The following is a 16,010-nucleotide window of genomic DNA, read 5'->3' as shown; positions in this document are numbered from 1 at the left end:
GGAGCATTCAAGAGATTAATGAAGATTATATAGGGAGAGATTTTTTATGAAAGAGATACGGGTGGAAGAGGCTGTCGGCAAGGTGCTCTGTCATGACCTGACCCAGATCATCCGGGGCGTGACGAAGGATGCGCGTTTCCGCAAGGGGCACGTGATACAGGAAGAGGATATACCGGTCCTCCTCTCCATGGGCAAAGACCACATCTTCGTCTGGGAAAATGACGGCACGAAACTCCATGAGGACGAAGGCGCGGAGATCCTGCGCCAGCTCACGCAGAACCAGGGCATGGCCGCCTCAGAGCCCAAGGAGGGCAAGATCGAGCTGACGGCTCAGCATGACGGCGTTTTCCATGTGGATGAGGAGCGTCTCGCGGCCATCAACGGAATCGGCGATATCGCCATTGCCACCATTCCCCAGCATTTCCCCGTGAAGAAGGGCACGAAGCTCGCGGGCATGCGCGTGATCCCGCTCGTCATCGACAAGGAGAAGATGGAGGCGGTGCGAAAGCTGGCCGGAGATAAACCGCTCATGGAGCTTCGCCCGTACCGGAAGATGAAGGTCGGCGTGGTCACGACCGGCACCGAGGTCTTCGCGGGCCGCATCAAGGATACGTTCACGCCGGTCATCGCCGCCAAGCTGAAGGCCTTCGGCCTGCAGATCGATGAGCACCGCCTCTCCGATGATGTGATGGAGCACACGCAGGCGAAGATTGAGGAGCTCCTGGCACTCGGCATGGATATGGTGCTCTGCACGGGCGGCATGAGCGTGGATCCGGACGACCGGACGCCCGCGGCCATCCGGGCCGCCGCGAGCCGCGTGGTGACGTACGGGGTGCCGGTGCTGCCCGGCGCCATGTTCCTGCTGGCCTATTGGGAGAAGGAAGGCCGGCGCGTGCCGATCGCCGGCCTGCCGGGCTGCGTGATGTACAGTCCGGCCACGATCTTCGATCTGGTGCTGCCGCGGCTGCTGACGGGAGAGGACATCCCGAAAAACGATCTCGACCGCTTGGGCGTCGGGGGTCTCTGCATGGGCTGCAAGCCCTGTCATTATCCCTTCTGCAGTTTCGGAAAGTGAGGTGTGGTCATGGAAGACATTACGCTTGAGCAGGCGGTGGAGCTGCTGCTGCGGCACAGTCCGCAGCCGCAGAAAGAAGCGGTGCCCCTGACGGAGGCACTCGGAAGGATCGTGGCGGAGGACATACGGGCTTCCTTTGACAATCCGCCCTTTGACCGCTCGCCTCTTGACGGCTACGCGCTCATCGCAGCTGACACGGCGGGAGCCACCGCAGCAAAGCCAGCAAGGATGAGGCTTGCAGGGGAGGAATGCGCCGGCGATTTCTACGCGGACCGCGTGCATCCCGGTGAGGCGGTCCGCATCATGACGGGCGGTGCCATGCCGCAGGGCACGGATGCCGTGATCCGTCAGGAGGATGTGCAACTGGCAGGCGAAGAGGTGCTGATTCCCTATCCGCTGCGCCATCATGAGAATTACTGCTTCGCCGGCGAGGATATCCGCCGCGGGGCCGTGCTCGTGGCGGCAGGCGAAACGCTCACGGCCGCCAGGCTCGCCGTGCTGGCCAGCCAGGGCGTGGCGAGCGTGCCCGTCTGGCGGCGGCCGCGCGTGGCCGTGGCCAGCACCGGCGACGAGCTCGTGATGCCGGGCACGCCGCTCACCCCGGGCAAGATCTACAACAGCAACCTCTTCCTCGCATTCGGCAGGCTTCGGGAACTGGGCTGTGACGTCGATGTGATGGGTGTCGTCCCGGACGAGGCAGAGCCCGCGGCCAGGCGCCTGGCCGAAAAATCCGCGTGGGCGGACCTCCTGCTGACGACGGGCGGCGTTTCCGTCGGCAAGAAAGACATCATGCACGACGTGGTGACATACATGGGCGCCGAGCGGCTCTTCCGGGGCGTGCAGATGAAGCCGGGGTATCCTGCCATCGGCTACCGGCTGAAAGCGGCCATGGGGCTGGCGCTCTCCGGCAATCCCTTTGCCGCCTATGCCACCTTCGAGCTCATTGCCCGCCCGCTTTTGGCGAAGCTGGCCGGCCGGAAGGAGACTTCCCTGCCGCGACGCAGGGCCGTCCTTTTGGACGCGTTCCCCAAGGAGAGCCGGGGACGCCGCTTCGTCCGGGCCTTTTACGAGGAGGGCAGGGTGCGCCTGCCGGAGCAGCACGCTTCCGGGTCGCTCTTTTCGGCGGCGGGCTGCAACGCCTTCGTGGATATTCCGCCCGGCACCGGGAAGCTGGAGAAGGGTGCCGAGGTGGACGTCGTATTGCTTTAAGGAGATGGAGGATAAGGATGCAGGACCGTTTTCAACGAACAATCGAATACGTGCGGATCTCCGTGACCGACCGCTGCAATCTCCGCTGCCGTTACTGCATGCCGGAGCAGGGCGTAAGGAAGATGTGCCATGAGGACATCCTGCGCTTCGATGAGATCCTGCGAATCGTCCGGGCCCTTGCGGCGCTCGGCGTGCGCAAGGTGCGGCTGACCGGCGGCGAGCCCCTGGTGCGCAAGGGCATCCTGGACCTCATCCGGGAGATTCGCCGGGTGAAGGGCATCGAGGTCATTTCCCTGACCACGAACGGAGTGCTCCTGCCGGAGATGGCAGAAGATCTGCGCGCCGCGGGGCTGGACTTTGTCAATGTGAGCCTGGATTCGCTCGACGAGGAGACGTTCTCGTTTTTGACGCGCCGCCCCCTGCTCGGCCGGGTGGAAGAAGGGCTCAGGGCCCTTGAGGAGGCGGGCTTCCGGGATACGAAGCTCAACTGCGTGCCCCTGCTCGGCGTCAATGAGGACGATGTGCTGAAGCTGGCGGAGCTTGCCAGAGAAAAGCCGCTGAAGGTGCGCTACATCGAGCTGATGCCCGTCGGCTGTGCCTATGAGGCGGGTCTTCGGGGCATGCCGATGGACGAGGTGCGCAGGAGGCTCCAGGAGGCGTTTGGCGCGTTTTCACAGGTCCGGCAGGAGAAAAGCCTGCGGGGGCCGGCGGAGTACGTGCAGCCCGCCGGCTTTGTGGGGCAGCTTGGCTTCATCGACGCCATGGGTCATAAGTTCTGCCAGACCTGCAACCGGATAAGGCTCACGGCGGAGGGCTTCCTGAAACTCTGCCTCCACGCGGGCACGGGGCTCGACGCAAGGGAGCTGCTGCGGACGGGTGCCGATGACAGGGCGCTCATGGAGGCGCTCTCCCAGGCCATTTACAACAAGCCGGCCGAGCATCATTTTCTGGAGGCAGGCGGGAAACAGGACAGCCGTTACATGTATCAGGTAGGAGGATAAACGAGAATGGGCGAAATCAAGGCAATTTGCATCAGCGAGAAGCGCGGCACGCAGAAGCATGCCGTGGAAGAGGCGCGCTTCATCACGGAGTACGGCATCGAGGGGGATGCCCATGCGGGGAACTGGCACCGGCAGATAAGCTTCCTGGGGCTCGAGGAGATCGAGGAGTTCCGCCGCCGCGGCGCGCAGGTAAAGCTCGGGGCCTTCGGCGAGAATGTCGTGGCGGACGGCTTCCGCTTCAAGGAGCTGCCCGTCGGTACGAGGCTGCGCTGCGGGCAGGTCTTCTTCGAGATCACGCAGATCGGCAAGAAATGCCACAGCCACTGCGAGATCTTCAAGCAGGTGGGCGACTGCATCATGCCGCGCGAGGGCGTCTTTGCCAGAGTCCTCCACGGCGGCACGATCCGGAAAGGGGACGTGCTGGAGCTTGCGGCAGGCCCCCTGCCGCTTGAGGCGGCCATCATCACCGCGAGTGACAAGGGCTCCCGCGGGGAGCGCGAGGACAAGAGCGGCGACACGGCTGAGGCCATGCTGCGCGCGGCCGGCTATACGGTATTGCACCGCGTCATCGTGCCCGACGAGAAGGCCGAGATTGCCCAGCAGATGAAGGAATTTGCCGATGAGGGCATCGCACTCGTCGTCACCACCGGCGGTACGGGCTTTTCCGTGCGCGATGTGACGCCGGAAGCGACGCTTGCCGTATGCGAGCGGCTGGCGCCGGGCATTCCCGAGGCCATGCGGGCCCTCTCGCTGAGGATCACGCCGCGCGCCATGCTGAGCCGGGCGGCTGCCGGCATCCGCAAGCGGACGCTGATCGTCAATCTGCCGGGCAGCGCCAAGGCCGTGGAGGAATGCCTGGGCTTCGTGCTGCCGTCCCTGCGCCACGGCATTGACATCTTACGCGGGGAGGCGGGCGAATGCGGGCGCAAATGAAGGATCTGAAGGCACTGGAGGCACGGAAGGCGCGGAAGGGACTTTGCCCAGATGACGCAGCCCGCCGGGATGTCGCGCTTACGGATGTCACGCTGCTGCTCATCGCGGGCGGCCTGAGCTCCCGCATGGGCCGCGACAAGCGCTTTTTGCAGCTCGGCGGCACGGGGCTCCTCGAACGCACCCTGCAAAAAGCCCGGGCTGAACGCTTTCCTGCCATCATCCTGTGCGTGGAAGAAGAGGGGCCCGAGCTCCGGGCCCTGGCGGAACAATACGGGGCCTCTCTGTGCCGCGACGATGTCCCGCGCCAGGGACCCATGGCGGGCCTCGCCGCGGGGCTCTCCCGCATGGCGACACCCTGGGCGCTGGCTTTATCCTCCGATATGCCCTTCTTCGACTTTGCGGCCGTCCGGCCCCTGCGCGAAGCATGCCGGCTTGGAACGCAGGCCGTGCTGCCCGTCGCGGGCGGCCGGCGCCAGCCGCTCGCGGCCTTCTACCATCAGTCGTTCGCTGAGGCGTGCCTGGCCGCCCTCCGGCGTGGCGAGCACCGCCTGTGCCATCTCATCGAGCAGACGCCGCATCTCGACGTGGCAGTAGCGCATGAGGAAGCCGCGTTCTTCAATGTGAATACGCCGGCCGACCTGCGCCTGGCCCGCGGACGCATCGCCAATGAAACGAGGCGCGTGCCGATCGTCTCCATCGTGGCCCCGGCTTCGGGCACGGGCAAGACCACGTTCATAGAAAGGCTGCTGCCAAGGCTCCTTGCGCACGGCCTGCGAGTCGGCGTGGTGAAGAGCGACGCTCACGGCTTCCAGCTGGACCAGGAGGGGAAGGACAGCTGGCGGTTTACACGGGCCGGGGCCACAGGCGTGGCGGTCGTCTCGCCTGCCGGCTGGGTGCTGATGCAAAAGACGCCGGCACGTGCTTCTTTGGAGCAGGTGGCCGCCAAGATGGAGGGCATCGATTTGCTGCTGTCGGAGAGCCGCACGCACGGCACCTGTCCGGCGCTTTCCCTCTGGCGCGGCCGGGCGGAGCCCATGACGGGAGACGACGTGGCGGCTGTCTTCGCCAAAGGTTTTGCGCCCGGCAGTCTGCCGGGCGTGCGGCAGTTTGATCTGGATGATAGTGAGGAGGCAGCAAGGCTCTGCCTCTTCCTGATGGGAGGAAATCGCGTGAAACAGGAAACGGGCGGCAAGCTCAATCATTTTGATGCACAGGGCCAGGCCATCATGGTGGACGTGGGCGAAAAGCCCGTCACCCAGCGCACGGCCGTGGCGAGCGGCAGGATCTTCGTCAATGAAGACGTCTACCGGGCCATCACGGAGGGAACGGCCAAGAAAGGGGATGTGCTGGGCGTGGCCCGGCTCGCAGGCATCATGGCCGCCAAGCGCACGAGCGACATGATCCCGCTTTGCCATCCCCTCTTTCTCTCCAAATGCAGCGTGGATTTTGACCTGCAGCCGGAGGAGCGGGCCGTCAAGGCCACGGCCTGCGTGAAGACGAGCGGCCAGACCGGCGTGGAGATGGAGGCCCTGCACGCCGTCAGCGTGGCCCTGCTGACCATCTACGACATGTGCAAGGCGCTCGACCGCCGCATGGAGATCCGGGAGATTCATCTGGAGCGCAAGGAAGGCGGCAAGAGCGGAACCTTTATCGCAGCAGCCGATTCCTGATATCCTGACGAAAGGAGAACCGTCAGGACGGAGCCTGCTCCTTGAAGATGCAGGAGACGTGAACGGCAAGGTTTGCAGACTGGATCTCGGATGCATGATACCAAAAAGAGCCGGGAAGCGCGGAACTCTTGAAGAGTCCTTTGCTTCCCGGCTCTTTTGCCGTTGCCAATCTTCCTCAGAAGATCAGCAGCAGATTGTCAGCCGATTGGTCGTCTCAGCAGCGGATGCCGGAATTTTTCCTGTCGTAGAAGTACCAGGTAATGACGATCGTGCTGACGGTGAAGGCAATGAGGATGTAGAAGGCCGGCGTCACGCTCTGATAGCTGCTGTAGGACCAGCCGAAGATCTTCGGGATGAGGAACGCGCCGTACGCGGCGATGGCAGCCGTAAAGCCGGTGACGAGGGACGAATGGAACGGATTGTTGAAGATGTACGGGATCATGCGGAAGGATGCGCCGTTGATGAAGCCCGTCGTGAGGAAGAGCAGCAGGAAGGAGCTGAAGAACATCGTGAAGTTGTGGGACTGAATGCCAAGCAGCGTCACGATGCTGGCCGCGAGCATCACGAAGAGGGAGATGATCGTCACGCGCGAGCCGCTGCCGATCTTGTCGGCCAGCCAGCCGCCCACGGGGCGTATGCCGGCGCCGATGAAGGGTCCGAGAAATGCCGCCATGGAGAAGGAGACATCGGGGAACTCCTTGGCCACGAGCAGGCCGAGCGCGGCGGAAAAGCCGATGAACGAGCCGAAGCCGCAGGTGTAGATCCAGCACATCAGCCACGTGTGCTTGTTGCCGAAGATGGAAAGCATGCTCTTGGGGCTCTGCTTCGGAAGCGGCAGATTATCCATGAAGAGCCAGATGAGGACCAGCGTGATGACGGTCGGCACGGCCCAGAAGTAGCAGACGTTCTGCAGGTAGATCATGGAGCCGTTCGCCGTCGGCAGGCCCTCGCCGAAAAGCCCCGAAAGGTTCCAGCCGAGCAGCAGCGGCGCCGTCAGGTAGATCAGCGAGACGCCGAGATTGCCCACGCCGGCATTGATGCCGAGCGCCAGCCCCTTGTGGGCCTTCGGGAAGAAGAAGCCAATGTTGGCCATGGAAGCGGAGAAGTTCGCGCCGGCGATGCCGATGAAGGCCACGAGCAGGACGAAGGTGTCGTACGACGTGCTCGTATCCTGCAGCGCGCGGCCGAGTCCGATGATGGGCAGGAGCAGCAGGGCCGTTGTGAGCAGGGTCGAGTTCTTGCCGCCCATGAGGCCCGGCAGATACGTGTAGAACAGGCGTCCGGTCGCGCCCACGAGTCCCGGCAGGGACGCGAGCGTGAAGAGTTCTTCATCCGTGAAGTGGAAGCCGGCGGTGTTCAGCTTGGCGGCAATGGTGGCCCAGAGCGTCCAGACCACGAAGGACAAGACCAGGGCCCAGGTGGAAACGGCGAGATTCTGGTTGGCAATCCGCTTGCCGTATTTTTCCCAGAAGGTCGGATTTTCCGGCTCCCAATGCGCAAGGATTTCCTTGCGGGAAGGATTTTCGCCCAGAGCGGCGAAATTCTTATTAGAATTTGACATTTTATTATCACCGATCCTTTGCTGTATGTCTGATTGATGAATTGACAAGTTCCGATCGTGACAGAAAAGCGAGTCGGACGGAATGAGGTATGTATATGGAATCATTAGTTCGGCAGCTCTACGAACTGCCTGGCAAAGTCGTCACGCTCCATGATGGAGAATATCTGTTTCACGAGGGGGACCCTGCCAAGTACTTTTACATCGTGAGGTCCGGGCATATCTTCATCACGAAGTATGCCTCGAGCGGCCGGGTCCTCTCCCTCAGGCTGGCCTCGCGCAGCAGCATCATCGGGGAGCTGCCGCTCTTTCAGGCGGAGCCCTCCTATATCTTCAACGCCGTCGCGCAATGCCCCTCCGAGGTCTATGCCATCGAGTTTCCCGTGCTGCAGAGCTATCTGGAAAAGCGGCCGCAGCTGGCGGTGAATCTCCTGAAGATCATCAGCAACCACATGCGCAAGCAGCACAGTAAATTCCGGGACCTCCTGCTTTACGGCAAGAAGGGGGCGCTGTACTCCACGCTCATCCGCCTGGCCAACAGTTATGGCCGGGACGAAGACGGCGGCGTGCTGATCCCCGTGCCGCTGACGAACCAGGAACTGGCCAATTACTCCGCCACGGCCCGGGAAAGCCTGAACCGCATGCTCGGTGAGCTCAAGAAAGCGGGCGTCATCGAGTACCGCGGCCATCTGCTCTTCATCAAGAATCTTGATTACCTCAAGAAGGAAATCCAGTGCGAGAACTGCGGCCGCGAGGTCTGCAACATCGAATGACCTGGCACGATCCGGCATAACCAGAAAAACAGCGGTGGCATCCAACGAAGGATGCTGCCGCTGTTTTTGTCATGCGTCACTTCTTTCGGTAGATGATGTTGCTGCGGAAGAGGTATTCAAAGGGGAAACTGAGACAGTGCACGAGCCTGGTGAACGGGAAGAGGATGGCGGTCAGCATCCACATCAGCATATGAAATTGGAAGATGGGCGGTACCCCTGTCATCAGGCTGGTATCCGGCTGCAGCATCAGCACGGAGCGGAACCACGGCGAGATGGACTCGCGGTAGTCGAAGCCGCCGGGGATGTTGGAGAGCGTGCCGAGCGTTCCCGACAGGATGGTGAGGAACAGCACGAGGTAGAGGACCTTGTCCATGCCGCTCGTGTTCACCTTCATGCGGGCGCTGCCGGCGAAGCGGCGCTTCATCAGCAGCAGGAAGCCGCCGAGGAAGAGCACGGCAGCCGGCAGGCCGCCGGCCAGGCTGATGAGATGATACATATGCTCATCCGTGCCGGCCGCCTCCGTGACGAATTTCGGCACGAGGATGCCGATGCAGTGGCCGCCGAAGGCCATCAAAAGGCCGATGTGGAAGATCGGGCCGGACCATTTGAGGTCGTGCTTGGATAAGAACTCGCTGGATTTCGTCGTCCAGTTGCGTTCAAATACGGTGTAGCGGACAATGGTGCCGGCCACGAAAATCGTCAGTGCGATATAGGGCAGTACGCCGTACAGAAAAGTATTCATGCCGTCGCCTCCTTCAGTTCATCGGCTTCCGTCAGGACAACGTCCAGCAGGAAGGTGTGGGCGAGCCTGGCTTCGAGGAACCGCTGGCGCAGAAGCTCGATCTTGGGTCTGGCCATGGCGAGGACCTTGCCGGCCTGCCCTTCCGGGATATTGGCCGTGAGCTCCAGCAGGGCCGGCAGGAAATCCGGCAGCTCCTTGTCAAGGTCAAAGCCGTTCGCGAGGAACAGGGTCTTGAATTCCAGCATCTCGCGGGCCTGCTTGCCGAAGTCCGTGCGGTCGTGCATGGTCAGGTAGAGATTGGTGTTGCTGGAAAACTCGAAGGTGCGCACGTAGAGCTCTTCATACGCCTTGTGGCCCATCGCTTCGATGTAGTCGAGCAGGTCGACCATGGCCTGTTTGTTCTGCCGGTTCTCGAGGGCTCCGAGCGCCTGACGGCACTCCGGCAGCCCGGCCCACCAGGCGTCATCGGGGTAGGCGAAGAGATACGCGGCCAGGATCAATGTATCCTGATATTCGTTTGTCTTGTTCATCATCAGCACCCTCCCGGACAGTGGTAGCCGCAGCTTCCCTGCAGTTCTCTTAGTTTGTCGTGTGTCTCGCCCTGCAGGCCGGTGGGGATATTGAAGCGTTCCTTGTACTTGGCGATGGCCAGCAGCCGGTACATGGCAAGGTACGTCTCGTCCGAATATTCGAGGCTGCGGGAAAGCTTCTCGCCCGTCTCGCGGCTGCGCATGAAGCAGCGCATATCCAGCAGGCGCTGGAGGATCTTCGAGACGATTGCCGTGTTGCCGGCGGCAAAGAGCTCGGCCAGATAGGCGAGCGGAATGCGCATTTCCTCGATGGAGGGCAGGTACACATCCGCCTCGACCCGCCGTGTGATGGGCGAAAGAGGCGGCACATACCAGACCATGGGCAGCGTCCGGTACTCGGGGTGAAGCGGCAGCGCGATCTGCCATTCCTTGATCAGATGGTAGACCGGGGAGTTCTGCGCGGCTTCCAGCCAGTTCTCGGGGACGCCTTCCCGGCGCGCGGCCGCGATGACTTCCGGATCGTGCGGGTCCTGGATGATATCGAGGACGCTCTGGTAGATTTCTCCCTTGTTCTTCGTGGAGGCAGCCGCCTTCACCTTGTCCATGTCATAGAGCAGGACGCCCATGTAGCGCATACGTCCGACGCAGGTGTCGCTGCAGACCGTGGGCAGGCCGCTCTCGAGGCGCGGGAAGCAGAAGATGCACTTCTCGGCCTTGTTGGTCTGCCAGTTGAAATAAACCTTCTTGTACGGGCAGGCGGGGATGCAATGACGCCAGCCGCGGCAGCCGTCCTGCGAAACGAGCACCACGCCGTCCTCGTCGCGCTTGTAGATGGCGCCTGACGGACAGGCGGCCACGCAGGCGGGGTTCAGGCAGTGATTGCAGAGGCGCGGGAGATACTTCATGAAGAGATCGTGGAACTCCATGGCGATATCGCCGCCCATGTTCTGCAGGTTGTAGTCCTGGCGGGCGGACTGTCCGTCGGCCAGATCATCCTCCCAGTTCGGGCCCCACTTGATCTCCATGCGCTTCTGGGTGATCAGGGAACGCGGGCGGGCCACGGGTTGATGATTCTTGCGCTTGGAACTGATGAGCGTCTCATAGTCGTAGGTCCAGGGCTCGTAGTAATCATCCATTTCGGGCTGGTCCGGGTGGTAGAAGAGCTTGGCAAGCCTCTCCACCTTCGAGCCGGAGCACAGGCGCAGTTCGCCGTTCTTGAGCTCCCAGCCGCCCTTCCATTTTTCCTGGTTCTCCCAGTTCTTGGGATAGCCGATGCCGGGCTTGGTTTCCACGTTGTTGAAATACATGTATTCCGCACCTGGGCGGTTGGTCCAGACATTCTTGCAGGTGATGGAGCACGTATGGCAGCCAATGCACTTGTCAAGATTCAAGACCATCGAAATCTGTGCTTTAATCTTCAAGCCAATCTACCTCCTCCAGCTTTCTTGCCACGACATACATATCGCGCTGGTTGCCCGTTGGGCCGTAATAGTTGAAGCCGTAGCTGAGCTGGCCGTAGCCGCCGATCATATGGGTTGGCTTCATGTGGATGCGGGTCGGGGTGTTGTGCGTGCCGCCGCGCGTGCCGGAAATCTTGCTGCCGGGCACGTTGATGTGATTGTCCTGGGCATGGTGCATGTAGACGACACCACGCGGCAGTCTCGGGGAAACGACGGCTCTTGAGACGACCACGCCATTGTGGTTGTAAAGCTCGACCCAGTCGTTGTCACGGACGCCGATGTCAGCCGCATCCTTTTCGTTGAACCAGACGGTCTGGCCGCCGCGGAAGAGCGTCAGCAGCTGCTGGCTGTCAAAGTACATGGAGTGCGTGCTCCACTTGTTGTGCGGGGTCAGGTACTTCAAGGTGATCTCCTTGACGCCGCCGAGCTTGTTCTTGATGGGCAGATAGTCGAGGATGGGCTTGTAGGTGGCCATCGTCTCGCCGATCTCGTGCATCATCTCATGGTCGAGGAAGAAGGACTGGCGGCCCGTGATGGTGCGGAAGGGCACGCGCTTCCTCGACGTTGGTCGTGAAAGGCGTGTAGCGGCGGTTCTGGTTGCTGCCGGTAAACGTCGGCGACGTGATCGTCTCGCGCGGCTGTGTCGCAATCTCTTCAAAGGTAAAGCGCTCACTCTCGCGGTCCTTGGCCAGGCGCGCGAGATCCTCGAGGCCCGTTTCCTTCTCGAGGGCTTTCCAGGCCTTGACGGCAACCTTGCCGTTTGTCGTGGTGGAAAGACCCATGACGGCGTCCGCGGCCTGCTTGGCATCCTCGATCGAGGGCATGCCGTAGGACAGGTAGTCCTTGTTCGTGATGATGCCGTTGCGCTTGCGGATCTCGGCGTAATCATCGCTCGAATCCCAGGTCATGGACATGCTGCCCATCTTTTCCGACACGCCTGGTCCCAGGGCAATCCACTTCTCGTAGACCTTGGTGAAGTCAAGCTCGGTTTCGATGAGGCCTGGCATGGTCTTGCCCGGGATGGGCTCGCACTCGCCCTTGCTCCAGTCGCGGATTCTGCCGCCTGGCTGGGCGGTTTCACCTTCGCTGTCGTGCTGGATCGGCATGGCCACGACATCGTGGTAGGGCTTGACATCCGCTTCCTTCGCCACTTCCGATACCTTCTTGGCCAGCGTCTTGAAGATGTCCCAGTCGGTCTTTGCTTCCCAGAGGGGATCGACGGCTGCCTGGAAAGGATGCACGAAGGGGTGCATATCCGTGGAGGACAGGTCGTCCTTTTCGTACCAGGTCGCGGTCGGCAGGACCACGTCGGCGTAGAGAGCGGAGCTTGCCATGCGGAAATCGAGGTCGACGAGCAGGTCGAGCTTGCCGTTGGCTGCGCCTTCCAGCTGCTCGAGCTCCGCCTTCTCCCGCCATTTGATCTCCTGCGGGCGGTTCGGGCATTCCTCTTCCGAGAACAGGCTGTTCTTCGTGCCCAGCAGGTACTTGAGGAAGAATTCATGGCCCTTGGCGGAGGAACCGATGAGGTTGTTGCGCCAGATGAAGAGGTTGCGCGGGAAGTTCGCGGGGTTGTCCGGGTCTTCCGCGGCAAACTGCAGGCTCTTGTCCTTGAGGCTGTTGACGATGTACGTCTTCACATCGACCCCGGCGGCTTTGGCTTCGTCGTGGAGCTGCTGGCCGCCCTTGTTGAAGGTGGGGTAGGACGGCAGCCAGCCGAGGCGGGCTGCCATCACGTTGTAGTCGCCGGCATGGCGGTAGCGCGGCGTTACGCCCTCAGCCGTCAGGTCTGCCACGTCGACTTCGTCGCTGCGCCACTGGTCCGTGGCGAAATAATAGAAGGAGGTGCTGTTCTGCAGGCGCGGCGGCTTCTTCCAGTCGAGGCCCGTCATGATGCGCGCCCAGCCCTCAGCGGGGCGCAGCTTCTCCTGGCCGACGTAGTGAGCCCAGCCGCCGCCGTTGCGTCCCTCGGCACCGACGAAGAGCAGGAGGTTGAGAATCGTGCGGTAGACGACATCGGCATGGAACCAGTGGTTGATGCCGCCGCCCATGATGACCATCGTGCGTCCCTTGGTCTTGAGGCTGTTGTCCGCGAACTCTCTCGCCGTGTGGATGACCGTCTCCATGGGGACGCCCGTGTATTTCTCCTGCCATTTCGGCGTGTAGGGAACATCGTCCTCGTAGGAGCTCGCCACTTCGCCGCCGATGCCGCGGTCAACAGCATAGTTGGCGAGGGTCAGGTCGTAGACGGTCGTCACGAGTACATCGCCCTTGGCCGTTTTGATCTTTTTGGCCGGCACGGCGCGCACGAGCGTGCGATTTTCGCGCTCGTTGCCGAAGTAGGGCAGCTCAATCTCCACGACGTCATCGCGGGAATTGAGAACGGAGAGCTGCGGCATGATGGCTTCGCCCGTGTCGCTGTCCTCTTCCTTGAGGTTCCACTTCGCCTTGCGGTCCCAGCGGTCGCCCATGGTGCCGTTGGGGACCACGAGTTTGCCGGTCTTTTCATCGATTACGTAATGCTTGAAATCGGCGTGCTTGTCGCTGCGTCCCATGTCCTTACCGTTCAGGAAGCGCGTCGCCTGATACTTGCCGTCCCTGCCGGCCTCCAGGCGCACCAGGAAGGGGAAGTCCGTGTACTTGCGCGTATAGTCCACGAAGAATTTGGCCGGTTCGCCCCAGTAGTATTCGTTGAGGATGACGTGGCCCATGGCCATCGCCATGGCGGAATCGCTGCCGACTTTCAGCGGGATCCAGGTGTCAGCCACGGTGGTGGATTCCGCGTAATCCGGGGCGATGGAGACGACCTTCGTGCCCTTGTAGCGCGCTTCGATCAGGAAGTGGGCATCGGGGGTGCGGGTTAAGGGGACATTGGAGCCCCAGGTGATGATGTAGCCCGCGTTGTACCAGTCCGAAGACTCCGGCACATCCGTCTGGTCGCCCCAGACCTGCGGACTTGCAGGCGGCAGGTCGGCATACCAGTCGTAGAAGGACAGTCCGGCGCCGCCCATGAGCTGCATGAAGCGCAGGCCGGCTGCATAAGAAAGCATCGACTTGGCCGGGATGACCGAGAAGCCGAAATTCCGGTCCGGGCCGTATTTGACGGCCGAATGGATCATGGAAGCCGCCACGATTTCCGAGGCTTCTTCCCACGTGGAGCGCACGAAGCCGCCCATGCCGCGGGCCTCTTTGTAGCGCTTCATCTTGGCCGGGTCATTTGCGATGCTCTGCCAGGCCGCGAGCACGGTCTTGTGGTTCTTTTTGGCCTCGCGCCAGAGCTCCGCCAGCTCGCTGCGCAGGTACGGGTACTTGATGCGGTGCGGGCTGTAGAGATACCAGGAGAACGAAGCGCCGCGGGGGCAGCCGCGCGGCTCGAAGTCCGGCATGTCCGGCGAAGTCTCCGGGTAGTCGTGGATCTGGTTCTCCCAGGCCACGAGGCCGTTCTTCACGTAGATGTTCCAGCTGCAGGAGCCGGTGCAGTTGACTCCGTGGGTGGAGTGGACGCATTTGTCAAAGGACCAGCGGTCGCGGTAGGTGTTTTCCCAGTCGCGTCCGCCGGCATTGAGCTGCTGATGCCCACTTTCGGAATGTTCTTTCGGAACAAGGTACATGAGTTTTTTGAAGATATTGCTCACGCCAAAATCCCTCCTCAAAAATGATCATGGCAATTCATGTTGTTTATCATTTTAACCTAGTTCCATATTCTTTCATGTGATAAACATCACTGTTTCGGCAGGAATTTGTTATTTTCCTAAAATTTTGTGAGAAAAATTACAGTCAGACGGGTAAAGGATTGGGTAAAATGAATGTAGATAAAGATGAAGATCGATAAAAGGAGGACGTACATGCAGCGTTATGTAAAAGTGAGACAGGCCTATCGGCGTGTCGGCAAGTTGTCTTCCCGCTATGACGGCATGATGACCAACAGCTCCCTGCTCGGCCATTGGGCCCTGCGCGTGTTCTGGGGCTTTTCGGAAGCCAATTACCAGCGATACATCCGCCAGACCTTTGACGGGATTCCCGCCGGGTTTGACGGCAGGCTGCTGGAGGTGCCCGTCGGCACCGGGGCGCTGTCGCTTCCGGTATTCCGCGATCTGCCGCGGGCGGATATCACCTGCCTGGACTTCTCGGAGGAGATGCTGCAAAAGGCACGGGAACGGGCGCTCGCCATGGATCTGTCGCGGCTGAAGTTCTTGGCTGGGGACGTTGGCAATCTGCCGTTTGCGGACGAGTCCTTCGATCTCGTGCTGTCCATCAACGGCTTCCACGCCTTTCCCGACAAGCCGGCGGCCTTCCGGGAGACGCACCGGGTCCTGAGGAAGGACGGAATTTTCACCGGCTGTGTCTACATTCGCGGACAGAACGCCGTGACGGATCTCTTCGTCCGGACGTTCTGCAGCCAGCAGGGCTATTTCACGCCGCCCTTTGACAGCCTGTCCAGCCTGCAGGAGAAACTGCGGCTCCTCTACCGGCAGGTGACGGTCTCTCAGATCGGTTCCTTCGCCTGCTTCACCTGCCGGAAATGATGGGAGAGGAATGCTTCCAGGGAGACAGAGCGCTGCTGCCGTATCAGGAGGGAACTAACAGTTGAAGTTAAGTTGTAAAATACTATAAATACTCTTGATAGAAAGTCAATTTATTGGTAAAATGGTATTGAGGTGATACCATTGAAATACTATACGATCAATAAATTTGCTAAGATCATCGGGGTCACCCCACAAACTCTCAGAAACTGGGATAGAAGCGGCAGGCTTCATCCTCATCATACTTCGACGAATGGCTACCGCTACTATTCAGAAGAGCAATTATGTGCTGTGACAGGGATTCAGTTCGCACCCAGAAAAGTCATCGGATATTGCAGGGTATCAAGCCGCAAGCAAAAGGATGATCTTGAACGACAAGTAGAGAATCTGAGGACCTATCTGTACGCACAAGGAAATCCATTTGAAATCATCACAGATATCGGTTCTGGAATCAGGTCCAAATCATCACAGTATTCAGTTGCAAGCTTCAGGGAAAATGAGCGCATCAAGCGAAGAAGATGATACGAGAGTTGGCAGGA

11 protein-coding genes and 3 pseudogenes are annotated in these 16,010 nt (G+C 60.9%); 9 read left to right on the top strand and 5 right to left on the bottom strand.

The genetic code is table 11. From position 1 onward, the window contains the following. Positions 1-46: 46 nt before the first annotated feature. From DWX75_RS11415 to moaC, 6 genes and pseudogenes are all read left to right on the top strand, one after another. On the top strand, positions 47-1,075 hold the full coding sequence (locus DWX75_RS11415) for a molybdopterin-binding protein (protein WP_118016435.1): 1,029 nt from the start codon (positions 47-49) through the stop codon (positions 1,073-1,075). A gap of 9 nt (positions 1,076-1,084) precedes the next feature. Beyond that, positions 1,085-2,284, top strand: coding sequence for a gephyrin-like molybdotransferase Glp (gene glp / locus DWX75_RS11410; protein WP_118016434.1), 1,200 nt, complete (start codon positions 1,085-1,087; stop codon positions 2,282-2,284). Between the two features lie 17 nt (positions 2,285-2,301). Then, positions 2,302-3,285 carry a GTP 3',8-cyclase MoaA gene (gene moaA / locus DWX75_RS11405; RefSeq protein WP_118016433.1) on the top strand — a complete coding sequence of 328 codons (984 nt, stop codon included), beginning with the start codon at positions 2,302-2,304 and terminating at the stop codon, positions 3,283-3,285. A 6-nt stretch (positions 3,286-3,291) separates the two neighbouring features. Next, on the top strand, positions 3,292-4,218 hold the full coding sequence (locus DWX75_RS11400) for an MOSC domain-containing protein (RefSeq protein ID WP_118016432.1): 927 nt from the start codon (positions 3,292-3,294) through the stop codon (positions 4,216-4,218). Beyond that, positions 4,203-5,237, top strand: a pseudogene (gene mobB, locus DWX75_RS11395) (molybdopterin-guanine dinucleotide biosynthesis protein B); the annotation flags it as partial. The gene DWX75_RS11400 and the pseudogene mobB, both read left to right, overlap by 16 nt. Positions 5,238-5,372: 135 nt before the next feature. After that, entirely contained in the window at positions 5,373-5,888 is a 516-nt protein-coding gene (gene moaC / locus DWX75_RS12155) for a cyclic pyranopterin monophosphate synthase MoaC (protein ID WP_199497609.1), read from the top strand. A gap of 214 nt (positions 5,889-6,102) precedes the next feature. Here the strand turns inward: moaC and DWX75_RS11390 are convergent, their stop codons facing one another. Next, on the bottom strand, positions 6,103-7,449 hold the full coding sequence (locus DWX75_RS11390; protein WP_118016431.1) for an MFS transporter: 1,347 nt from the start codon (positions 7,447-7,449) through the stop codon (positions 6,103-6,105). A gap of 89 nt (positions 7,450-7,538) precedes the next feature. On the opposite strand from DWX75_RS11390, the gene DWX75_RS11385 reads away from it, so the two are divergent. Continuing rightward, positions 7,539-8,219: a Crp/Fnr family transcriptional regulator gene (locus DWX75_RS11385; RefSeq protein WP_118016430.1), complete on the top strand. Its 681-nt coding sequence runs from the start codon at positions 7,539-7,541 to the stop codon at positions 8,217-8,219. 76 nt (positions 8,220-8,295) lie between these two features. Here the strand turns inward: DWX75_RS11385 and narI are convergent, their stop codons facing one another. From narI to DWX75_RS11365, 4 genes and pseudogenes are all read right to left on the bottom strand, one after another. After that, positions 8,296-8,961, bottom strand: coding sequence for a respiratory nitrate reductase subunit gamma (gene narI, locus DWX75_RS11380; protein WP_118016429.1), 666 nt, complete (start codon positions 8,959-8,961; stop codon positions 8,296-8,298). After that, the gene (narJ, locus tag DWX75_RS11375; RefSeq protein ID WP_199497608.1) at positions 8,958-9,494 is read right to left on the bottom strand and encodes a nitrate reductase molybdenum cofactor assembly chaperone; all 537 of its coding nucleotides are present in this window, start codon (positions 9,492-9,494) and stop codon (positions 8,958-8,960) included. Before narJ ends, narI begins: the two co-directional genes overlap by 4 nt. Then, positions 9,494-10,912 (bottom strand): nitrate reductase subunit beta, encoded by a 1,419-nt coding sequence (gene narH, locus DWX75_RS11370; RefSeq protein WP_118016428.1) that lies wholly within the window; start codon positions 10,910-10,912, stop codon positions 9,494-9,496. Before narH ends, narJ begins: the two co-directional genes overlap by 1 nt. Further along, positions 10,902-14,583, bottom strand: a pseudogene (locus DWX75_RS11365) (nitrate reductase subunit alpha). Before DWX75_RS11365 ends, narH begins: the two are co-directional and overlap by 11 nt. 210 nt (positions 14,584-14,793) lie before the next feature. On the opposite strand from DWX75_RS11365, the gene DWX75_RS11360 reads away from it, so the two are divergent. Next, positions 14,794-15,474: a class I SAM-dependent methyltransferase gene (locus tag DWX75_RS11360; RefSeq protein ID WP_118016427.1), complete on the top strand. Its 681-nt coding sequence runs from the start codon at positions 14,794-14,796 to the stop codon at positions 15,472-15,474. A gap of 141 nt (positions 15,475-15,615) precedes the next feature. Then, a pseudogene (locus DWX75_RS11355) lies at positions 15,616-15,933 on the top strand (recombinase family protein); the annotation flags it as partial. Positions 15,934-16,010: the final 77 nt, after the last annotated feature.

The organism is Mitsuokella sp. AF21-1AC (assembly GCF_003458855.1).
Lineage (GTDB): Bacteria > Bacillota > Negativicutes > Selenomonadales > Selenomonadaceae > Mitsuokella.
This window is presented reverse-complemented; position numbering and strand designations above follow the sequence as displayed.